The organism is Rhodococcus sp. 05-2254-5, from assembly GCF_002258575.1.
Classification (GTDB): Bacteria; Actinomycetota; Actinomycetes; order Mycobacteriales; family Mycobacteriaceae; genus Rhodococcoides; species Rhodococcoides fascians.
In genome coordinates, this window is the sequence record NZ_NOZG01000026.1 from 213,172 (window position 1) to 233,272 (window position 20,101).

The 20,101-nt window shown below is 65.3% G+C and carries 20 protein-coding genes and 2 tRNA genes; 12 read left to right on the top strand and 10 right to left on the bottom strand.

Annotation, left to right across the window (positions count from 1 at the left end):
• Positions 1-3 precede the first annotated feature (3 nt).
• Complete coding sequence (locus CH278_RS16825) at positions 4-1,014, top strand: YihY/virulence factor BrkB family protein (protein WP_032366375.1); 1,011 nt, start codon at positions 4-6, stop codon at positions 1,012-1,014.
• On the opposite strand, the gene CH278_RS16830 is transcribed toward CH278_RS16825, so the two are convergent.
• Positions 966-2,537 carry a bifunctional 3'-5' exonuclease/DNA polymerase gene (locus tag CH278_RS16830; RefSeq protein WP_032387212.1) on the bottom strand — a complete coding sequence of 524 codons (1,572 nt, stop codon included), beginning with the start codon at positions 2,535-2,537 and terminating at the stop codon, positions 966-968. The genes CH278_RS16825 and CH278_RS16830 overlap by 49 nt on opposite strands.
• A 240-nt stretch (positions 2,538-2,777) precedes the next feature.
• Between CH278_RS16830 and CH278_RS16835 the strand changes: the two genes are divergently transcribed.
• Together CH278_RS16835 and CH278_RS16840 are read left to right on the top strand one after the other, a co-directional pair.
• Positions 2,778-2,849 (top strand) — tRNA-Gln (locus CH278_RS16835).
• Between the two features lie 99 nt (positions 2,850-2,948).
• A tRNA-Glu gene (locus CH278_RS16840) sits at positions 2,949-3,021 on the top strand.
• 91 nt (positions 3,022-3,112) lie between these two features.
• On the opposite strand, the gene CH278_RS27640 is transcribed toward CH278_RS16840, so the two are convergent.
• Together CH278_RS27640 and CH278_RS16850 are read right to left on the bottom strand one after the other, a co-directional pair.
• Entirely contained in the window at positions 3,113-3,280 is a 168-nt protein-coding gene (locus CH278_RS27640) for a DUF5302 domain-containing protein (protein WP_179274441.1), read from the bottom strand.
• Between the two features lie 121 nt (positions 3,281-3,401).
• A complete protein-coding gene (locus CH278_RS16850) occupies positions 3,402-4,130 on the bottom strand; it encodes an IclR family transcriptional regulator (RefSeq protein WP_032366378.1) in 729 nt (242 codons plus the stop codon).
• Between the two features lie 145 nt (positions 4,131-4,275).
• Between CH278_RS16850 and leuC the strand changes: the two genes are divergently transcribed.
• The 3 genes from leuC to CH278_RS16865 all read left to right on the top strand — a co-directional run bounded on the left by leuC (position 4,276) and on the right by CH278_RS16865 (position 7,240).
• On the top strand, positions 4,276-5,730 hold the full coding sequence (gene leuC, locus CH278_RS16855) for a 3-isopropylmalate dehydratase large subunit (protein ID WP_032366379.1): 1,455 nt from the start codon (positions 4,276-4,278) through the stop codon (positions 5,728-5,730).
• A gap of 47 nt (positions 5,731-5,777) precedes the next feature.
• Positions 5,778-6,395, top strand: a complete 618-nt coding sequence (gene leuD, locus CH278_RS16860) for a 3-isopropylmalate dehydratase small subunit (protein WP_032366380.1) — start codon at positions 5,778-5,780, stop codon at positions 6,393-6,395.
• Between the two features lie 149 nt (positions 6,396-6,544).
• Complete coding sequence (locus CH278_RS16865) at positions 6,545-7,240, top strand: HU family DNA-binding protein (protein ID WP_027496655.1); 696 nt, start codon at positions 6,545-6,547, stop codon at positions 7,238-7,240.
• Positions 7,241-7,360: 120 nt separating this feature from the next.
• Here CH278_RS16865 and CH278_RS16870 read toward each other — a convergent pair whose 3' ends face one another.
• The 3 genes from CH278_RS16870 to cofC form a co-directional block, all read right to left on the bottom strand.
• Positions 7,361-8,296 carry an NUDIX hydrolase gene (locus CH278_RS16870; protein ID WP_027496656.1) on the bottom strand — a complete coding sequence of 312 codons (936 nt, stop codon included), beginning with the start codon at positions 8,294-8,296 and terminating at the stop codon, positions 7,361-7,363.
• Positions 8,296-10,416 (bottom strand): RNA degradosome polyphosphate kinase, encoded by a 2,121-nt coding sequence (locus CH278_RS16875; protein ID WP_228139401.1) that lies wholly within the window; start codon positions 10,414-10,416, stop codon positions 8,296-8,298. The genes CH278_RS16870 and CH278_RS16875 overlap by 1 nt, the downstream gene beginning before the upstream one ends.
• Before the next feature lie 187 nt (positions 10,417-10,603).
• On the bottom strand, positions 10,604-11,401 hold the full coding sequence (gene cofC / locus CH278_RS16880; RefSeq protein ID WP_179274454.1) for a 2-phospho-L-lactate guanylyltransferase: 798 nt from the start codon (positions 11,399-11,401) through the stop codon (positions 10,604-10,606).
• Positions 11,402-11,502: 101 nt separating this feature from the next.
• Here cofC and CH278_RS16885 point away from each other — a divergent pair, with 101 nt between their 5' ends.
• A complete protein-coding gene (locus CH278_RS16885) occupies positions 11,503-12,501 on the top strand; it encodes an NAD(P)H-dependent glycerol-3-phosphate dehydrogenase (RefSeq protein ID WP_032366381.1) in 999 nt (332 codons plus the stop codon).
• A 73-nt stretch (positions 12,502-12,574) separates the two neighbouring features.
• Positions 12,575-13,681 carry a D-alanine--D-alanine ligase family protein gene (locus tag CH278_RS16890; protein ID WP_032366382.1) on the top strand — a complete coding sequence of 369 codons (1,107 nt, stop codon included), beginning with the start codon at positions 12,575-12,577 and terminating at the stop codon, positions 13,679-13,681.
• A 7-nt stretch (positions 13,682-13,688) separates the two neighbouring features.
• On the opposite strand, the gene CH278_RS16895 is transcribed toward CH278_RS16890, so the two are convergent.
• Together CH278_RS16895 and CH278_RS16900 are read right to left on the bottom strand one after the other, a co-directional pair.
• On the bottom strand, positions 13,689-14,315 hold the full coding sequence (locus CH278_RS16895; RefSeq protein ID WP_032366383.1) for a DUF3515 domain-containing protein: 627 nt from the start codon (positions 14,313-14,315) through the stop codon (positions 13,689-13,691).
• Positions 14,316-14,318: 3 nt separating this feature from the next.
• Positions 14,319-14,567 carry an Lrp/AsnC ligand binding domain-containing protein gene (locus CH278_RS16900; RefSeq protein WP_032370776.1) on the bottom strand — a complete coding sequence of 83 codons (249 nt, stop codon included), beginning with the start codon at positions 14,565-14,567 and terminating at the stop codon, positions 14,319-14,321.
• 233 nt (positions 14,568-14,800) lie between these two features.
• Here CH278_RS16900 and CH278_RS16905 point away from each other — a divergent pair, with 233 nt between their 5' ends.
• Genes CH278_RS16905 through CH278_RS16915 form a run of 3 tightly spaced genes read left to right on the top strand, consistent with a single transcriptional unit; the run spans position 14,801 to position 17,012 of the window.
• Positions 14,801-15,760 (top strand): thiamine-phosphate kinase, encoded by a 960-nt coding sequence (locus tag CH278_RS16905; protein WP_373557334.1) that lies wholly within the window; start codon positions 14,801-14,803, stop codon positions 15,758-15,760.
• A gap of 38 nt (positions 15,761-15,798) precedes the next feature.
• Complete coding sequence (locus CH278_RS16910) at positions 15,799-16,323, top strand: gamma carbonic anhydrase family protein (RefSeq protein ID WP_032366386.1); 525 nt, start codon at positions 15,799-15,801, stop codon at positions 16,321-16,323.
• Positions 16,320-17,012: a uracil-DNA glycosylase gene (locus CH278_RS16915; protein ID WP_032387217.1), complete on the top strand. Its 693-nt coding sequence runs from the start codon at positions 16,320-16,322 to the stop codon at positions 17,010-17,012. The genes CH278_RS16910 and CH278_RS16915 overlap by 4 nt, the downstream gene beginning before the upstream one ends.
• 5 nt (positions 17,013-17,017) lie before the next feature.
• Here CH278_RS16915 and CH278_RS16920 read toward each other — a convergent pair whose 3' ends face one another.
• A complete protein-coding gene (locus CH278_RS16920) occupies positions 17,018-17,812 on the bottom strand; it encodes an enoyl-CoA hydratase/isomerase family protein (RefSeq protein WP_032366585.1) in 795 nt (264 codons plus the stop codon).
• A gap of 145 nt (positions 17,813-17,957) precedes the next feature.
• Positions 17,958-18,149, bottom strand: coding sequence for a 50S ribosomal protein L28 (gene rpmB, locus CH278_RS16925; RefSeq protein WP_008717389.1), 192 nt, complete (start codon positions 18,147-18,149; stop codon positions 17,958-17,960).
• Positions 18,150-18,432: 283 nt separating this feature from the next.
• Here rpmB and CH278_RS16930 point away from each other — a divergent pair, with 283 nt between their 5' ends.
• Positions 18,433-20,100 (top strand): DAK2 domain-containing protein, encoded by a 1,668-nt coding sequence (locus tag CH278_RS16930; RefSeq protein WP_094622418.1) that lies wholly within the window; start codon positions 18,433-18,435, stop codon positions 20,098-20,100.
• Position 20,101 lies beyond the last annotated feature (1 nt).

Genomic DNA, 20,101 nt, shown 5'->3' on the forward strand with positions numbered 1-20,101 from the left:
CACATGAGCGTCGCCGACCGACTGGATCGACTGCAGCGCAGGCGTCCGGTTCTCGGATTTCCGATTGCGGTGGTCTACAAGTTCGTCGACGATCAGGGTGGTTACCTGGCCGCGCTGATCACGTACTACGCATTCGTCTCGCTCTTTCCTGCGCTGCTGCTCTTCTCCGTGATTCTGGGCATCGTGTTGATGGGCAACCCGGAGTTGCAACAACAGATCCTGAACTCGGCACTCGGTCAGATCCCGGCGATCGGGGAAGAACTGGGGCGTCCCGAACGGATAGGTGGCGGCACGGTCGGTCTGACGGTGGGTATCCTCGGGTCGCTGTACGGCGGACTCGGCGTGTCCGTTGCGCTGCAGAACGCGATGAACACCGCATGGGCCGTACCGAAGAATCTTCGGCCCGATCCCATTCGAGCCCGAGTGCGGGGATTGGGTTTGCTGAGCACCGTGGGTCTGGCGGTACTGGCGATCACCGCACTCAATGTGCTCAGTGCCGCAGGATATTTCGGTCCGGAATCCGGTCTCGTCGTGTTCGTGATCGGAACGCTGCTGTACGTCGGGGTGTTCGTCGTTGCGTTTCGGCTCGCCACAGTGCGAGCGGTGTCGATCGGACAGGTACTCCCGGGAGCCATAGCGGCCGGTCTGACGTGGCAGCTGCTGCAGACCTTCGGCGGTGTGTACGTGAAGTACGTCGCTGCAAGTGCGACGGTGACGAACGGTGTCTTTGCGGTCGTGCTCGGGCTGTTGGCCTTTCTGTACGTGACCTCGGTATCGATCGTGATCTGCATCGAGATCAACGTGGTTCGTGTCGACAGGCTGTTCCCGCGGGCCCTTCTGGCCCCGTTCACCGACGACGTCGACCTGACCGAAGGTGACAAACTCACCTACACCGGACAGGCAGAAGCGCAGCGCAGTACTGCGTTCGAGGAAATAGACGTGACGTTCGAGGACCCACCGAGCGCTCAGTCGGACTCCGGCCCGAACTCCGGCTCGGCAGCCGGGGCACCGTAGAAGCGGTCGATCCTGGTCTCCATCGGGAAGAGCACTGCCGTGTCGCCGAACATCAGACGCGTGGCCGACTCTGCCGCCGCCGCAACGGCCTCGGACACCCACGGTGCGTCTCCGAGTGGACAATGCACGACTACTTCGTCGTGCTGAAAGAACACCAACTCACTTCTGCTCGACCGCAATCGCCCGCGCAGATCTGCCAACAGGCACAGCGCCCACTCGGCTGCGGTCGCCTGCACCACGAAGTTGCGCGTGAATCGGCCACGCGCGTGGGCGTCACCGGTGGACCACCATTGCGGCGTAGGGGGAGGGCACGCTCGGCCCAGCCACGACCGGACCACCTCGCCCCGCTCACCGGCCCGCGCCGCCTCTTCCACGACCGCCACCGCGTCGGGGAATCTGGCGCGTAGGCGGGTCAGCAACGCACGAGCCTCACCCGACGTCGCGCCGTACAGCACTCCGAGAACAGCGACCTTGGCGTGCGCACGATCACCGTCGAACGACTCGGCGGCGACGGGGGCGTAGAGATCCGCTGTTCCCGCAGCGGCGACCATGCGAGGGTCACCCGACATCGCGGCGAGAATGCGGGGCTCGAGCTGGCCGGCGTCGGCGGCGACGAAGGTGTACCCCGAGTCGGCGATCACGCTGGCGCGCAGCGGTTTCGGGATCTGCAGACCCCCACCGCCCCGGCTCGCCCAGCGGCCGGAGACGACGGCCCCCGGCACGTAGACCGGCCGGAAACGATCTCCGCGAACCCACGCGTCCAGCCACGTCCACCCGTTGGTGCTGTGCAGTTTCGACAGATCTCGGTGGCTAAGCAACAGCGGCACCGCAGGATGGTCGATGTCTCGGATCACGTGTGCTCGAGTGGATGTGAGCTCGATACCGGCGCGCGCGAACGCGGCGACCACCTCTGCGGGTGAACCGGGGTTCACGCGGCGCCCGAACACCGACGAGATCTCGTTCTCGAGCTTCACCAACGCAGGAGGAGTCGATCCGTCGACCGGCCTCGCACCGAGGGTCGCGTCGAGGTGCCGCCGATGCGCAGCGGCCGAGAACGGCAATCCGTCGAAGGTCATCTCCGCCGCGGCCAGACCTCCGGCCGACTCGGCGGCCGCCAACAGCTGCAGCCCCCGATCGTCACCGATCTCCTCGATCTGACGGCGGTAGTGGGCGAGCACTGCCACCGGATCGGCATGCGGGTCGGCGTCGAACAATCCGGGTCGCAGGTCTGCGGGTGTGGACGGTGTCGTGGTGCGCCCCGTTCGCATCGCCAGAATGGCACCGACGAGGGCGAGATCGTGGCAGCGCCGGACCCGCACCCCTGCGTCGAGCAGTCGCGGGTAGATGCGGCTCGTGTCCTCCCACACCCAGCGGGGAGCGTGCTCTCGCTCGACAGCGGCCACGGAGCCCACCAGATCGTCGGTCACCTCCTCGGCAGGGGAACTGCCGCCGGACGGGGAGCCGTCCTCCTCGAGGCGGATCAGCACGGCCCGGTTGCCCTGGGGAACGAGCAGCACCTTCATCGGCGTCTGCGAAGTTCGAGAACGCTCACGAAACAGGAGTCTGCTGCATGCTCTGCGGCCGACGATGCGCGGGTTCTGCGTTCACGCGATGGTGTCCGAGCGGGCCTCGCGGGCGGTCGAGGGCGGTTATCAGGGCTCTGAGCAGCCGATTTGGAGAATGGGTAGTGACCTTTGATAGTCTCTATCCCGGCTCGAAACGCAGTGCACATCGATCGGATGCGTACTTCGATTCAAGTCCATTGGGGTATGGTGTAATTGGCAACACAGCGGTTTCTGGTACCGCCATTCTAGGTTCGAGTCCTGGTACCCCAGCGAGCAGGTGAGTGGCGATTTTGCCGCCGATGCCGAGGCAGTTAAGCTACCTCAGCATCACGTGTTCGATACAGCGTCAACAATGCAGGTGAAGTTCCTGGCCCCGTCGTCTAGCGGCCTAGGACGCCGCCCTCTCAAGGCGGTAGCGCGGGTTCGAATCCCGTCGGGGCTACGAAGACAGAACCCCCTCGATCTCCGGATCGAGGGGGTTCTGTCGTTTCGGTGTGACCGTCGTTGCTGTCGTGCGGTGGTGTCGCTTCGCGTCAGACGCTCTTGCGGCGGAACATCTTTTGGTAATCGGCCGGACCGTGGACATTGTTCACCTTGGGGCCACCGTCCTTGTGGTCGACGGAATTGTGCGACTTGCTGTTCTTCTGTTCGAGAACCTCGCGGAACTTCTTCTTCAACTCTTCGCTGCCGGATTCTGACATGGGGCACTCCTTGCAGTCGGCGACCGGCCGGGTGGGCCGTTCGAGACGAACGTACTCCACTTCTGCGGCCTCTTCAGCCGGTTTTTGGTGGGGTGCCGCTCGATCGGCCTCGGTTCGGCGCTCAGAGGCGCTTGTGCAGCGCGTCGGCGGCGGCGAGCAGGTCTGCCGCCCAGCGTGCGCCCGGCTTGCGTCCGATGCGGTCGATCGGGCCGGACACCGAGATCGCCGCCACGACAGTGTCGTTGCTGTCGCGAACGGGAGCCGAGACGCTCGCGACCCCCGGCTCACGTTCACCTGCGCTCTGCGCCCACCCTCGCCTGCGGATCTCCAGCAGCACCCGTTCGCCGAATTCGGCGTCCGGCAGCACTGTGCGTTGAGTCTGCGAATCTGCCCACGCCAGAAGAACTTTCGCACCGGAGCCGGCTGTCATGGGTAGCCGGGCCCCGACGAGCACGGTATCTCGGAGACCGGTCGGGGGCTCCATGGATGCGACACAGACGCGAACGGTCCCCTCGCGGCGGTAGATCTGCACGCTCTCTCCGGTGATTTCGCGAAGCCGAGGCAGTACCGATGCTGCGGCGTCGAGCAGCGCATCCGACGCGCTCGCCGCCAATTCCCCCAGCCCCGGACCGGTGCGCCACAATCCGTCGGAATCGCGCACGAGGAGGCGGTGGGTTTCGAGTCCGACCGCGAGCCGATGCGCAGTGGCGCGGGGGAGCGCTGTGCGGGCACACAGGTCGTTGAGAGTGCAGGGTGTCTCGGCCACTGCATGCAACACGGCCATGGCCTTGTCGAGGACACCGATACCGCTCGATTTGTCGACGGCGCCGCTCAGGCTATGCTGTCTCATAGAACGATATTAGCCTCCCGAATGCTGAGATTGCACAACCGCGAGAAGTCCAGCGTGCCGCGGGGGACGATGTCGAGACGATCACGCGAGGTGGACCAGCCCGTCCGCCGGCGCGACGACAGGGAAGACGAGGTCTGCGACAGCGATGTCCGAAACGACGAAATCCGATGCGTCCGTAGCACAAGCGCCGAAGACGCTGGCGGAGAAGGTGTGGGACCAACATGTGGTCGTCCCCGGTGGGGGAGAAGGCGGTGCACGTGAGCCGGATCTGATCTACATCGATCTGCACCTCGTGCACGAGGTCACCAGCCCCCAGGCATTCGACGGTCTGCGTTTGGCCGGCCGCGAGCTTCGTCGCCCGGACCTGACGATCGCAACGGAGGATCACAACGTCCCGACGGCCGACATCTTCGCGCCGATCGCCGATCTCGTCTCACGCACCCAGGTCGATACTCTTCGCCGCAACTGCGAGGAATTCGGAGTTCGGTTGTACCCGATGGGAGATCTCGATCAGGGCATCGTCCACATCATCGGCCCGCAGCTGGGTCTGACCCAGCCGGGTATGACCATCGTGTGCGGAGACAGCCACACCTCGACGCACGGTGCATTCGGTTCGATCGCAATGGGAATCGGCACCAGCGAGGTCGAGCATGTGATGGCCACCCAGACTCTGTCTCTGCGACCGTTCAAGACCATGGCCATCACCGTCGACGGAGAACTGGCTCCCGGTGTGACGAGCAAGGATCTGATTCTCGCGGTGATCGCCAAGATCGGCACCGGCGGCGGTCAGGGATACGTGCTCGAATATCGCGGTGAGGCCATCCGCAAGTTGTCGATGGAAGCCCGAATGACCATCTGCAACATGTCGATCGAGGCCGGGGCGCGCGCGGGCATGATCGCACCCGACGAGATCACGTACGAATACCTGAAGGGACGGCCGCATGCGCCCCAGGGGGCGGAGTGGGATGCGGCGGTGGCCGCCTGGAACGAACTGGCAACCGACCCGGATGCGGTGTTCGACAACGAGGTACACATCGATGCGAGCACTCTGACGCCGTTCGTCACCTGGGGAACGAACCCGGGTCAAGGTGCTCCGTTGGGGGATGCCGTGCCCGATCCCGAGGCAATGCTCGACGAAGGCGAGCGCGTATCGGCCCAGAAGGCCTTGCAGTACATGGGTCTCGAAGCCGGTACACCGATCCGCGAGATCTCCGTCGACACCGTGTTCGTCGGCTCCTGCACCAACGGCCGCATCGAGGATCTGCGTGCGGTGGCGTCCGTCCTCGAGGGCCGCCGCGTCGCAGACGGCGTGCGAATGCTGGTGGTACCCGGGTCGATGCGGGTGCGCGCGCAGGCCGAAGAGGAGGGACTCGGTGAGATCTTCACCGCAGCAGGGGCCGAGTGGCGGCAGGCCGGCTGCTCGATGTGTCTGGGAATGAACCCCGATCAGCTCACCTCTGGAGAGCGTTCGGCATCCACGTCCAACCGCAATTTCGAGGGGCGTCAGGGCAAGGGTGGTCGCACTCACCTCGTGTCGCCTCTGGTTGCGGCGGCCACTGCAGTTCGCGGAACCCTGTCCTCTCCGGCGGATCTCGCGTAGCAGCGAGCCCTCCGACCGGATCGATCGAACTCACAGGAGAAATTTCGATGGAAGCTTTCACTCGACACAAAGGCATCGGCGTTCCGCTCCGGCGGTCCAATGTCGACACCGACCAGATCATTCCGGCGGTCTATCTCAAGCGCGTGACTCGCACCGGATTCGAGGACGGATTGTTCGCCGGTTGGCGATCCGATCCGAACTTCATCTTGAACCTCGCGCCTTACGACCGCGGATCGGTTCTCGTGGCCGGGCCGGACTTCGGCACGGGATCGTCACGCGAGCACGCTGTCTGGGCGCTGTCGGACTTCGGTTTCAGGGTCGTCATCGCATCCAGATTCGCCGATATCTTCCGCGGAAACATGGGCAAGGCCGGCTTGGTGGCGGCCGAGGTGGAGCAATCGGACGTCGAATTGCTGTGGAAAGCCTTAGAAGAACAGCCCGGTCTGGAGCTCGTCGTGGACCTCGTCGACAAGACGGTCACGGCTGGAACCTTGGTGGTGCGCTTCGCGATTGACGACTACACGCGGTGGCGTCTGCTGGAGGGTCTGGACGACATCGGACTGACATTACGCCAGGTAGAGGCCATTACGGAGTACGAAAAGTCAAGGCCTTCATACAAACCCCTCACCCTTCCGGCAAGGATCGAGGAGCCTTCGAAAAGCTGACGGACGGGGGGTCCGACACGCTTTGCGGCCGTGAAGCATTCCGCGACACCGAAATGAAAATTGGCGTGGCGCATAGACTCTTGACGACTTGGGGTTTACCGTTGTAGTAGTCGGTCCGACGATGGGCCACAATATAGCGGAGGAAATCCATGAACAAGGCAGAGCTGATTGACGCCCTGACCGAGAAGTTGGGGTCTGACAGGCGGAGCGCCACAGAGGCTGTCGAGAACATCGTCGACACCATCGTGCGCGCGGTCCACCGCGGCGAAAGTGTCACGATCACGGGCTTCGGCGTGTTCGAGCAGCGTCGTCGCGCGGCGCGTGTCGCCCGTAACCCCCGCACCGGTGAGACCGTTCGCGTCAAGCCGACCAACGTACCGGCATTCCGTCCGGGCGCGCAGTTCAAGGCCGTCATCGCCGGTGGACAGAAGCTGCCCGCAACCGGACCTGCCGTCAAGCGCGGTTCGGCAGCAGCTCCGGCCAAGAAGACTGCGGCAGCGAAGAAGACGGCCGCCAAGAAGGCAGCGGTGAAGACGACCGCCCGCAAGGCCACCACCGCGGCAGCCAAGAAGGCGGCTCCGGCGAAGACTGCCGCCAAGAAGGCAGCTCCCGCAAAGACCGCCGCCAAGAAGGCAGCTCCCGCAAAGACAACCGCACGCAAGACCACGACGGCTGCTGCCAAGAAGGCTCCGGCCAAGACGACCGCACGCAAGGCCGCAACCACTACGGCCCCTGCCAAGAAGGCTCCGGCCAAGACAGCGGCCAAGAAGACCGTCGCCAAGAAGGCCCCCGCCAAGAAGGCTCCGGCCAAGAAGGCACCCGCGAAGCGCGCTGCAAAGAAGTAGCGCTCGACCGGCACCGGTCATCCAGGACCGGGCCGTTCTCGCACTCCACAGAAGGCCCCGACCGAAATTTCGGTCGGGGCCTTCTGCCGTGTTCGTGATCCGAGGATCCTCGGATGCGACTCAGTCGTCGGCGACCAGGTTCGGTAGCGGGCTGGCGATGTGGTCGGCCGCGACGAGCCGACCGTCGTGGCGCGAGAGCACCCACACGCTCCCTTTTCGATTTCTGTTGGCAGGCAACGTGATGCCGTCCTTGTCGGCCCACCATCGCATGAGATCGGGGATCACCTTGCCTTGGCTGCAGATCACCGGTGTGCTCATGGACTCGGCGATGTCGCGAGCCCGGTGGCGGCCCTTTCGGGGGTCCTCGGCGTACCCCTCCTCGGACAGCAGATGCTCCGGTTCGACCTGCACGCCCAGTGATTCGGCGAACGGCGCGACCGTCTGTTCGCACCGGACGCGGTCGGCCGCATACACCGAGTCACCGCCGAACGCGCCCAGCAGTGAGACGAGTGCCTCGGCCTGACGTCTACCGGTCTTGTCGAGGGGGCGATCGGCGTCGTTGCCCTTGTATCGCGACCGCGAGCCGGCACTGCCGTGCCGGACCAGCAGCACGGTGGACGTAGCGGCCGGCTTGGCGACGAATCGTCGAAGAATCTTGTGGTCCATGGGATACGAGAGTTCGCCGCCGATCTTGTCGGGTGCGATCCAGCGAAGTTCGTCCACTTCGTCGTTCGGGACGAATTCTCCGCCGGTTGCCTCGGCAGCCCAGTAGAGCACCTTCTTCATGCGACGGTGGCCGGGAATCGGGTAGGTGACGTAGGACAGCGACCGTCCGAGAGTCGAGTCGAAGCCCGTCTCCTCCTTGACTTCTCGGACAGCCGCGTCGACCGCTGTCTCCCCGGGATCGAGCTTTCCCTTGGGAAAAGACCAGTCGTCGTACTTCGGCCTGTGTACCAGAGCTACTTCCACCACCGAGTCGTTCTCCGGTGATCGTCGCCACAGAATCGATCCGGCCGCGAAGATGTTGGCGCGGGGGGAGCCATCGGAAGTGCCCATCAGGACGCCTGATTCCTCCGGCTGCGCATCAATTCCACCTGGTGTTCTCGGACACTTTCGCCTTGCGCAGGCGACGCGACCCAGCCACCGTCCGGCCCCAGTTCCCAGCAGCGGGTGGTGGGGTCGAGGGCCGAGTCGAAGATGTCACCGAGTTGCTTGGTCAGCTTCGGATCCTTGACCTGGGCCATCACTTCCACTCGCCGGTCGAGGTTTCGGTGCATCATGTCGGCGCTGCCGATCCAGAATTCGTCGGCACCCTGGAAATGCAGAACCCGTGAGTGTTCGAGGAACCTGCCGAGAATGGACCGAACTTCGATGTTCTCCGACAGGCCCGGTACGCCCGGCTTGAGCGCGCAGATCCCGCGTACGACCACCTTGACGGGGACCCCGGCGACCGATGCGCGGTACAGAGCGTCGATCACCTGCTCGTCGACAAGAGCGTTGGCCTTGAGGCGAATTCCGGCTGCGCGACCCGCCTTGAGGTGCTCGACTTCCGCTTCGATGCGCTCGACGATGCCGCGTCGCACGCCGTACGGGGCCACGAGAAGATTGCGGTACTTGGACTTTCGCGAGTATCCGGTGAGCGAGTTGAACAGGTCGGTGAGGTCCGCACCGATCTCGGGCGACGACGTGAGCAACCCGACGTCCTCGTAGATACGCGCCGTCTTCGGGTTGTAGTTGCCCGTGCCGATATGGCAGTAACGGCGGATGACCGATCCTTCTCGGCGGACGACGAGGCAGGTCTTGCAGTGAGTCTTCAACCCGACGAGGCCGTAGACCACGTGCACCCCGGCCTTTTCGAGCTTGCGTGCCCACTCGATGTTCGCCTGCTCGTCGAATCGTGCCTTGATCTCGACGAGTGCAACCACCTGCTTGCCGGCCCCGGCCGCGTCGACGAGTGCGTTGACGATCGGCGAGTCACCCGAGGTGCGGTACAGAGTTTGCTTGATCGCGAGGACCTGCGGATCGGCCGCAGCCTGTTCGATGAAGCGCTGCACGCTGGTGGAGAACGAGTCGTACGGGTGATGCACCAGAACGTCGCCGTCGCGCAGCGTCGAGAACACGCTCTTCGGGGTTTCGCGCTCACCGAACGCGGGATGTGTTGCCGGGACGAAGGGAGCGTCCTTGAGATTGGGGCGGTCGACGCTGTAGACCTGCCACAGGCACGACAGATCGAGCAGACCGGGAACCTGAATGACGTCGCCCGGATCGACGTCGAGTTCGCGTAGCAACAGTTCGAGCATGTGCTCGGTCATGTCGTCGGCGATCTCGAGGCGGACGGGAGAACCGAAACGCCTACGCGCCAGCTCTCGTTCGAGTGCCTGCAAAAGATCCTCGTCGCGGTCCTCTTCGACCTCGAAATCGGCGTTGCGAGTAATGCGGAACGCGTGGCTCTCGACCACCTCCATGCCGGGGAACAACACGTCGAGGTGCGCCGAGATCAATTCCTCCATCGACAGGAAGGCGTCGATGCGATGGCTCCCCTCACCGCGCTTGACGCGCACGAATCGGTCGACGTTGTCGGGTACCTTCACACGGGCGAAGTGCTCGCCGGTTGTGGAGTAATCCTTCACCGTCACAGCGAGATTCAGGCTCAGGCCGCTGATGTACGGGAAGGGGTGCGCCGGGTCGACGGCCAGCGGGGTGAGGACCGGGAAGACCTGTTCGGTGAAATAGTCGGACAGACGCGCACGCTCGTCGCTGTCGAGATCGGACCACCGGATGATTGCGATGCCCTCGGCCGTGAGCTCGGGCAAGATCGAATCGAGCAGTACTCGGGCGTGTTTGAGAGCGAGCTCCTGAGTGCGCTGCCCGATGACCGCGAGCTGCTCGCGCGGGGTCATGCCATCGGCCGATCGAACCGACAGTCCGGTCTCGTCGCGGCGTTTGAGCCCTGCGACGCGAACCATGTAGAACTCGTCCAGATTGGACGCGTAGATGGCCAGGAACTTGGCACGCTCGAGTAGCGGCAGGGACGAGTCCTCTGCGAGCGCGAGAACGCGGGAGTTGAAATCCAACCAGCTCAATTCCCGGTTCAGGTACCGATTTTCGGGAAGCACCATGGCGGCATCCACCGATTCCGGAGTGGCGGCAGGAAGGGCGGAGGGAATGCTCGGCATCGTTGCGGTCACCGGGGCACTCCACACCGGCTCCGCACCGTTGCTGTCCGCACCGTTGCTCTCCGCGGTCTCGATCGCCGGATCTTCGGTCGCTGGCTGCGCGTCGTCTGTGCTCACAGCACGATCATCCCCCATACCCGCCGTCGGTGAAACTCCGATGACCGAACTTGTTCGCACGTTCACCGAATCACGCGGTGGTTGCGGATTCCTCGTCGCTCCAACCGAGTGAGCGGAGTACGGCTGTCGTCTCCGGTCCGACCCCGAGTCGATGAGCCCGACGTACGTCGTCGACGGTGTCGACGTCGAGTCGAAGTCCCGGCCACGTGCCGTCCAGTGGTCGCGCTCCCGACAAGGTGTGGCGGCGTGCGGAATCCGATCCGAACAGCGGCGCGAGCTCGTCGGCAGAATTCTTCAGGATCAGCGCTGCGGTTCCGGTGCCGTGATGGTCGACCACGACCGACCTGCCGCCGGAGACTGCCGTCGCATACGCCTGCGCGAGTTCGGCGGGACGAAGCGCAGGCAGATCCGCTTGCAGCGCAACGATGTCGATCCGATCGGCCGGGGCCGCGCCGGGGTTCCCGTGGCGATCGCGTGGTGCGTGATCGACTCGCAGTGCGGCCGCAGCAGCGGAGAATGCGGCATTGAGACGGGCTTCGGGATCTCGAGCGCCGGAAGCCGATGGTTCGTCCAGCACCCGGGCACCGATTTGTCGCGCGGTGTCGGCGACGACCGGATCGGGTGTGACGACGGTGACCGAATCGACCACCGACACCGAACCGGCCGCGGTGACCGTGTCGACGAACATGGCGAGCACCAATCGGGTCCGGTCGGCCCCGGAGAACTCGGACGCCAGACGGGACTTCGCCGCTGTCAGGTCCTTGACCGCGATGACGACTCCGACCGCGCGGCGCAGCGCATCGGACGGCCGACCCTCGCGGTCGTCGTCGCTGCTTCGAATTGCGCCCATGGTGTTCGATCCTGCCAGCGTCACCGATGTCTGCCGACTCCGACCGCCCGGGCAGGTCTGCGCGTTAGGGTGATGCGCGCGTAGGCAGGGCATCGGCGAGTAGGTGAGAGGTTGGCGGCATGAGCAGAGCAGCGGTACTGGGGTCCGGGTCGTGGGGTACCGCATTCGCCAAAGTGTTGGCCGATGCCGGAACCGATGTCACCATGTGGGCGCGCCGAGAGGAACTCGCTGCCTCGATCAGCGAACGGCACGAGAACGCGGACTACCTCCCCGGAATCGAACTGCCGTCGTCGATCCGCGCCACGAGCGATCCGGCGATGGCCCTCGACGGTGCGGACATCGTGGTGCTCGCGGTGCCGTCGCAGAGTCTGCGCGCGAACCTGGGGGAGTGGACGGATGCGATCGCACCGCACGCGACACTGCTGTCTCTGGCCAAGGGCATAGAGACCGGAACGCTCATGCGCATGAGCCAGGTGATTTCACAGGTGACCGGGGCCGATCCCAGCCGGGTGGCCTGCCTGTCCGGGCCGAATCTGGCGCGCCCGATCGCCGAGGGGCAGCCGGCCGCGACCGTCATCGCGTGTTCCGACTCGCAACGAGCGCTCGAGATTCAAAAAGCTTGCGCCACAGGATATTTCAGGCCGTACACCAACTCCGACGTCATCGGTGCCGAGATCGGTGGCGCGTGCAAGAACGTCATCGCCCTCGCCTGTGGAATGGCCAGCGGAGTCGGCTACGGCGAGAACACCCTCGCGTCGATCATGACCCGAGGCCTGGCCGAGATCATCCGGCTCGGTGTCGCGCTCGGGGCCACACCGTCGACGCTGTCCGGGCTCGCCGGCGTGGGAGATCTGGTCGCCACCTGCTCGTCGCCGCTCTCGCGCAACCGTACGTTCGGTGAGCGGCTCGGTTCGGGAGGCTCCCTCGAGAGCGCGCAGGAAGCAGCGCACGGGCAGGTGGCCGAGGGCGTGAAGTCCTGTACGTCGGTGCGCGCGCTCGCCGAGAGCTACGACGTCGAGATGCCGTTGACCGATGCCGTGCACCGTGTGTGCCACGGGGGAATGTCGGTTCCGGACGCGGTGGGCCACCTGCTGGGGCGTCGAATCAAGCCCGAGTGAGGTCACGTTCTCGACGTGTGCTCGAACAGGGCGAATCCGCGTTCGCGGGGAGACGGCGGTACGGTTTGTCACCGTGAGTACTCCCCGAATCAAAGTTGCCGTCGTCTTCGGTGGCCGCAGCAGTGAGCACGCGGTGTCCTGTGTCTCGGCGGGTAGCGTGCTCGCGAATCTGGACCCCGATACCTACGAGGTGGTCCCGGTGGGAATCACCCCCGACGGTGCCTGGGTGCTCGGCTCCAGTGATCCGGATGCGCTGACGATTCGTGATCGAGTACTTCCGACGGTGGACAAGTCCGGTGCCGCACTCGCGCTGAGCACCGATCCGGGACGTGCAGGCGCGCTGATCGCTCTCGGTGAGGGCGACGCCGGACAGGTCCTGGCTGCGGTCGACGTCGTGTTTCCGGTGCTGCACGGGCCGTACGGCGAGGACGGCACCCTGCAGGGAATGCTCGAACTCGCCGGTGTCCCGTACGTGGGTCCCGGAGTGTTGGCCAGTGCCGCAGGCATGGACAAGGAGTTCACCAAGAAGCTTCTGGGAGCCGACGGACTACCGATCGGCAGGCAGGTCGTGCTGCGACGCGGCACCGATGACCTGACCGAAGCCGAACGCGGCCACATCGGTCTCCCTGCCTTCGTCAAGCCCGCGCGAGGCGGATCGTCGATCGGAATCTCGCGCATCACCTCGTGGGATCACCTGCAGTCGGCGATCGGCGTTGCCCGCGAGCACGACCCCAAGGTGATCGTCGAAGGAATGATCCACGGCCGCGAGGTCGAATGCGGCGTGCTCGAATTCCCCGACGGCAGCGTGCGCGCCAGCGCGATCGCCGAGATCCGGCTCCCCGACGCGGACAGTGACGATCACGCCTTCTACGACTTCGACACCAAGTATCTCGACGATGTCAGCGAATTCGACATTCCTGCCGCACTCGACGACGACATCAGCGATCGTATTCGCGAACTCGCAGTCTCGGCCTTCCGCGCACTGGACTGCCAAGGACTTGCGCGGGTCGACTTCTTCGTCACCGAGGAAGGCCCGGTGATCAACGAGATCAACACGATGCCCGGATTCACGTCGATCTCGATGTACCCCAAGATGTGGGCCGAGAGCGGAATCGACTACTCGACCCTGATCAGCACCCTGATCGACACCGCTCTCGCACGCGGTACCGGCCTGCGCTGACCCGGCTCTACTGCAACGGTGCCGGGTCGAGGGGCTGCTGGGGTAGTGCTGCCGACACTGCCGACGAGGCATCCTGCAGAGGAGTCGGGCCGGAGTCGCCGGGAATGGTGAGAGCGATGTACGTGCCGCGATCGACGACGAACCATGTGCTGGCGTCGATGCCGTCGTTCTCGCCGGACACCTCGAACCACTGGACGCCGTCGATCACCTGAAGTGGTGCGGCCACGTCGAATCCGACAGGGCGAGGCAGCCCGCAGCGGAGCACGACCGGCTCGGCGTTCTCCTCGGCCGATACCCAGGCTCGGACTCCGACAGGTGCCGGGTCGGCCAGGTCGGCGCGGCTGTAGTCGCCCAGCTCGTCGGGCAGCGCATCGAGAAGGGTCGAGCACTGTGCGCCCGCGGCGTCGGGTGCGTCGACCGGCCCCAGCGCTACCGGATCGTGGGCGGGGGAGCTGTTCACCGCTATCGCGGCCACGAGAACTCCCACCACCAACGCGACCGGCAGGGCGATCGCGGTGGCTATGACCGCAGGGTGGCGCTGCTCGCGGGTCTCGTCGGCCGCTGCTGCATTCTCGGACCGGGTGCCGGCGTCGTCGCCGTTGTCTTTGTCGTGGTCGTGGTCGGCAGAGTTCATGCGCTACCGAACCGCCGAGGTCGACTGCGGGGCGACGGGACAGGTGAGGGTACGCGTGATGGCGTCGACCTTCTGAATTCGGGAGACGATGTCCGCGATCTCGGTGTCGGATGCGCCGTCGGCCCTGACGATGACGTCGTAGGGTCCAACCACAGCTTCTGCGGATACGACGCCGTCGACCGACTCGATCTGCCGCGCAACGGTCGTGGCACGGCCGACTTCGGTCTGAACGAGAACGAAGGCTTGCACCATCGGTGGTCCCTTTCCTTGCTGGGACGATCGACTGTAAGTTGAGTCGACTGTACGTTGAGTCGGTTGCGTACTCACAGCACGAAACCGGCTGCGCCGGACCGGGCCCGGGCACCGCTAAAGGTACCGCAGGCGCGGTGCCGGTTCCGCGGGAGACCGACGTCCGAATTGCGCTCTGAGGGAGGAACATCATCGACGACACCGGCCCTTCGGGGACCACCGCCGCCGAACCGACGGTGGCCCAGATCGGCGAGTTCGACGTCATCGCCCGGGCCGTCGCCGATCGAGTGCAACCGACGTCGACCATCGTCGGCCCCGGCGACGACGCTGCCGTCGTCAGTGCATCCGACGGCAGGGTGGCCGCCACGACAGATATGTTGGTGCACGGCAGGCACTTTCGGCTCGATTGGTCGACTCCGGTGGAGATCGGCCGGAAGGCGATCGCGCAGAACGGGGCAGACATCGCCGCGATGGGTGGGCAGTGCTCGGCATTCCTGGTTGCTCTCGGCTGCCCGGCGGACACACCGGTGAGCGTGACGGACGGTCTGAACGAGGGCATGTGGCGCGAGGCGTCGGCTGCGGGTTCGGCGATCGTCGGCGGTGATGTGGTGCAATCGGATCAGCTGGTGATCTCGATCACTGCGCTCGGTGACCTACAGGGCAGGGCTCCCGTACTGCGATCGGGTGCGCAGGTCGGTGATGTGATCGCGTTCGCGGGGCGGCTCGGGTGGTCCGCGGCCGGACTCGCTCTGTTGCTCGCGGGCGGCGATCGCTCCGGGCACGACGCGGTTCTCGATGCACACCGCGTGCCCGCCCCGCCGTACCGTGCCGGAATCGAGGCCGCCGAGGCAGGCGCGACATCACTCACCGATGTGTCCGACGGGTTGTCGGCCGACCTGGGGCATATCGCCGACGCATCCGGCGTATCGATGGTTCTGGAACCGGAGCGTCTTCCGATCGCCGACGAAGTCCGTTCGGCTGCAGAGCTGTTGGGGGTAGATCCCCTCGAGTGGGTACTCACCGGCGGTGAGGATCATGCTCTCGCCGGCACGTTCCCCGGTCTCGATACCGTTCCGACGGGGTGGATCGTGATCGGCCGCGTCGAGCCGGCGTCGAGCGCGACCGACGGTGGCGTCACCGTCGCCGGGCACCGCCGGGTGGGCAGATCCGGTTGGTCGAGCTTCGACCGAGAGTGAGCTCCGACCGGGTCGATGGAGTCGGCTAAGTTGCAAGGATGGCTATCTACGCGCTCGGCGACCGCGAACCCGATATTCACCCGGACGCCTATGTCCATCCCGATGCAGTCGTCATCGGAGCGGTGACCTTGGCGGCGGGGTCGTCGGTGTGGCCGACGGCCGTGCTCCGAGCCGATTACGGCACGATCTCCGTCGGTGCGGGCACCAACATCCAGGACGGGACCGTCATCCACTGCACCCCCATCGACGCGACCGTGATCGGTGCCGGATGCGTTCTCGGTCACAACGCGCATGTCGAGGGTGCGACCATCGGCGACAACTGCCTCATTGCGTCGGGTTCTGTGGTGCTCAACGGCTCGAGGATCGGGGCCGGTTCCATCGTGGGTGCGGGTGCGGTGGTGCCGTTCAAGTTCGTCGTTCCCGAACGCAGCATGGCGCTCGGTGTTCCCGCAAAAATCCGTGAGGGCTTCGAGGTTCCGGAGGGGCACGTGGACATCAACGTGCAGATGTATTCCGCGAACGCCGCGTACTACCGCGACGCGCTGCGCCGGATCGACCGATGACGGCCCGCCCGCTCGCCGAGAGCGTAGATCCGGGTTGGGCCCGTGCCTTGGCTCCGGTCGAGACGAATGTTGCTGCGATGGGCGACTTTCTGCGAGCCGAGCTCGCCGCCGGAAAGCACTACCTCCCCGCCGGTGAGAACGTTCTGCGTGCTTTTCGGTACCCGTTCGACCGGGTTCGGGTGCTGATCGTCGGCCAGGACCCGTACCCGACGCCGGGACACGCAGTGGGGCTGAGCTTTTCGGTCGCCCCCGACGTGCGTCCCGTTCCACGCAGTCTGGCCAACATCTTCAAGGAATATTCGGACGATCTCGGTCTGCCGACACCCAGCAACGGTGATCTCACGCCGTGGGCGGAGCAGGGTGTGATGCTGCTCAACCGAGTGCTCACGGTCGAGCCGTCCGCAGCGGCGTCGCATCGCAAGAAGGGCTGGGAGGCGGTGACGGAGCAGGCAATTCGTGCTCTTGTTGCCAGAGCCGAGGATCCCCGGGCTCCTGGCCTGGTGGCGATTCTCTGGGGCCGTGACGCGGCGACGCTCAAACCCATGCTGGGATCGGTGCCGTACATCGAGTCGGCCCATCCGTCACCGCTGTCCGCATCACGGGGATTCTTCGGATCCAAGCCCTTCAGTCGCGCCAACGAATTGTTGGTCGAGGGCGGAGACGAACCGATCGACTGGACGTTGCCGTGACCGGCTCAGGAAAAATCGGGACGACGCTTCTCGACGAATGCGTCGACGCCTTCCACTCCTGCAGGTGAGACTGCGGCCGCCGAGATCGAGGCGGCCTCGGCATCCAATTGCTCTGCCAGAGTAGCGGTGTCGGACGCCGCGAGCAGCTTCTTGATTCCCTGATACGCCGAGGTGGGTCCGACGGCGAGGGTTCGGGCCAGTCGTTCGGCCTCGCTGTCGACGAAGTCGTCGCCCACGAGGCGGCTGAGGATTCCGAGACGCACCGCATCCTCACCGTTGAGAATCGAATCGTTCAGCAGGATGTCCATCGCGTGGCCGGATCCGACGATGCGGGGCAAGGTCCAGGACATGCCACCGTCCGGTGTGAACCCGATGGCGGGGTAGGCCGGTCGAAGCTTGGTCGACGGTCCGCCGATGGCGATATCGGTGAGACACACCAGGCTCATGCCTGCACCGGCCGCCCAGCCGTGTACACCAGCGACGATGGGAACCGTCACTGCTGCCAGTTCGCGAACGAAGGCGTGGAACGCATCGGCAACCGAGCCGACGAAGGCACCGCGATCGTCGGCACCGGCGAAGTCCCGTACGTTGCCGCCGGCGCAGAAGTTCGGCCCGCGGCCGATGAGCAGGACGCTTCCTACAGATGTGGCACCGGTGTTCACCTCGTGCAGTGCCTGCGTTCCCGAGGTGATGCCGTCCAGGTCGAGAGAGGAACCGCCCGCCTCGGTGGCGACGACGATGTGCAGCACTCCGTCTTCGATGCTGACCTTGCTCGAGCTTTCGCTGTCCGAATGAGTCACGTTCGGCACTCTATCGGACGTCCAACTGTTTGCCCGAATGCGCAGGAACATCGACAGACAACTGTGCCCCGCATCCGATTGGATGCGGGGCACAGTTCTCGCACGCGGTCGAGGCCGTGGAGGAAATCGAAGAGCGGGGCCGAAATCAGCCCCGAACCACCTTGCCTGCCTTCAAGCAGGAGGTGCACACGTTCATGCGCTTGGAGTTGCCAGGCGCAACCTGAGCGTGAACGGTCTGAATGTTCGGGTTCCAACGACGGTTGGTCCGTCGGTGCGAGTGCGAGACCGACTTACCGAAGCCGGGCCCCTTGGCGCATACGTCGCAGACGGCAGCCATAGTCGCGAACTCCTTGTTAGATGTTGAGCGTTACATGTGGTCGAAGACATCGAAACGAACTACGAGCAGATGCAAGGATTGCAATGCGTGAAGATCGCCTCGAGGCAACCCTGCAAGAATAGCGGCGTCCCACCCAATCACCAAACCGCCACCGCAGACGAGGTGTACCGGCTCACGCGCGCCGCGCTGACGATTCTGCCCGACTAAGCTTCGGGCACTGTCCGCGGCCGACATCGTCGGGCCCGGGCGCAGGTACGGACGGAACGCAGGGGAGGCGCTCGAGGTGGTCAACGTACTCGAATCCATCGATGCCTCGGACCTGCGCCGGTGGGCCTATCGCTGTGTGGATTCCCTCACTGCTCGGTGCGACGAGATCGACGCACTGAACGTCTTCCCGATTCCGGACTCCGATACCGGCACCAACCTGATGTTCACGTTCCGGGCTGCGGTCGAGTCCATGCGCAGTGCCGGGCCGGCCGCAGGCGCGGGTGCGATCGGACGGGCTCTGGCGGTGGGAGCCGTATCGGGCGCGCGAGGAAATTCCGGGGTCATCGTCTCGCAACTCCTGCGCGCCGTGGGTGAGGCCGCAGCCGACGGTCCGCTGGACACCGTGTCGATCCAGGCCATGTTGCGGCGTGCACGAGTTCTGGTGGCGGGCGCGGTCAGTGTCCCCGCCGAGGGCACCATGCTCACGGTGCTCGAAGCCGCTGCCCACGAGGCCGCTGCCCACGACGCGAACGTCGATCTGGCCACGCTGGTGGTCGATATCGCGGAGGCCACCGCTCGCGCTCTCGATCGCACGACGGACCAACTCGCACCGTTGCGAGAGGCGGGCGTCGTGGATGCGGGGGCGCTGGGGTTGTCGGTGATCTTCGACGCGTTGGTCGAGGTCGTGACCGGCCGCACCCCGCCGAGGCGACGCTATCGCCGTCCTCAGGACCACGAACGGGTGATCGAAGTCGGTGTTTCGAACGCACCCGGAGCCTCCGACGGGGCGGCGGCTCGTTCGCAGTCCCGGCCGCTCGGCTACGAGGTTCTCTACGTCATCCCCGGCATCGACGACACCCGCGCGGCAGCGCTGCGTGCAGCGCTGTCGGACCTCGGCGATTCGGTCGTGGTTGCCGGAGACGGCTCCGGGGCGTACTCCGCTCATGTGCACACCACCGACCCGGGCGGTGCCGTCGAGTGCGGGATCGCGGCGGGAAGTATTCGAGGAGTGCGCATCTCGTGTTTCGGACTGGCCGAGTACGCCGTCGACGCGAACGTCGGTGAGCACGAGCCCGAGGCTATGTCGGTGGGTCGCGATATTTTGGCCCTGGTCGCCGGTGACGGTGCCGCGGCTCTCTACGTACAGGAAGGTGCGACGGTGGTGCGATGCGACGAGCCCATCGATTCGTCGGTGTTGCATCGCGCCATCGTGGGCATGAAGCACCGCGAGGTTCTGGTGCTGCCGAACGGGGCGCTGTCCGCTCAGGAGCTCGTTGCCGTCGGTGCTGCGGCCAGGGCCGACGGTAAGGACGTGTCGATGTTGCCGTGCTCGGCGATGGTGCAGGGGTTGGCTGCGCTTGCAGTGCACGACGCGGCCAGAGCAGCCGTCGACGATGCGTTCGCGATGTCCGATGCTGCAGCGGGGACGAGGTGGGGTTCGTTGCGCATCGCCGAGCAACGCTCGCTGACCTGGGTCGGCATGTGCGAGCCGGGTGACTGTCTCGGTCTGGCCGGGCAGGAAGTGGTGATCGTTGCCGAGCATCCGCTCGATGCCGGATGCAGACTGCTGGACCAGCTGTTGGCCACCGGCGGTGAGATGGTGACGATGTTGCTCGGGGCACTGGCTCCCGTGGATCTCGGAGGTCGGCTCGCCGACTATGTGGCGGGTGCTCATCCCGGCGTCGACGTGGTGGTCTACCCGGGCGGGCAGCCCGGGGATCTCGTGCAATTCGGAGTGGAATAGG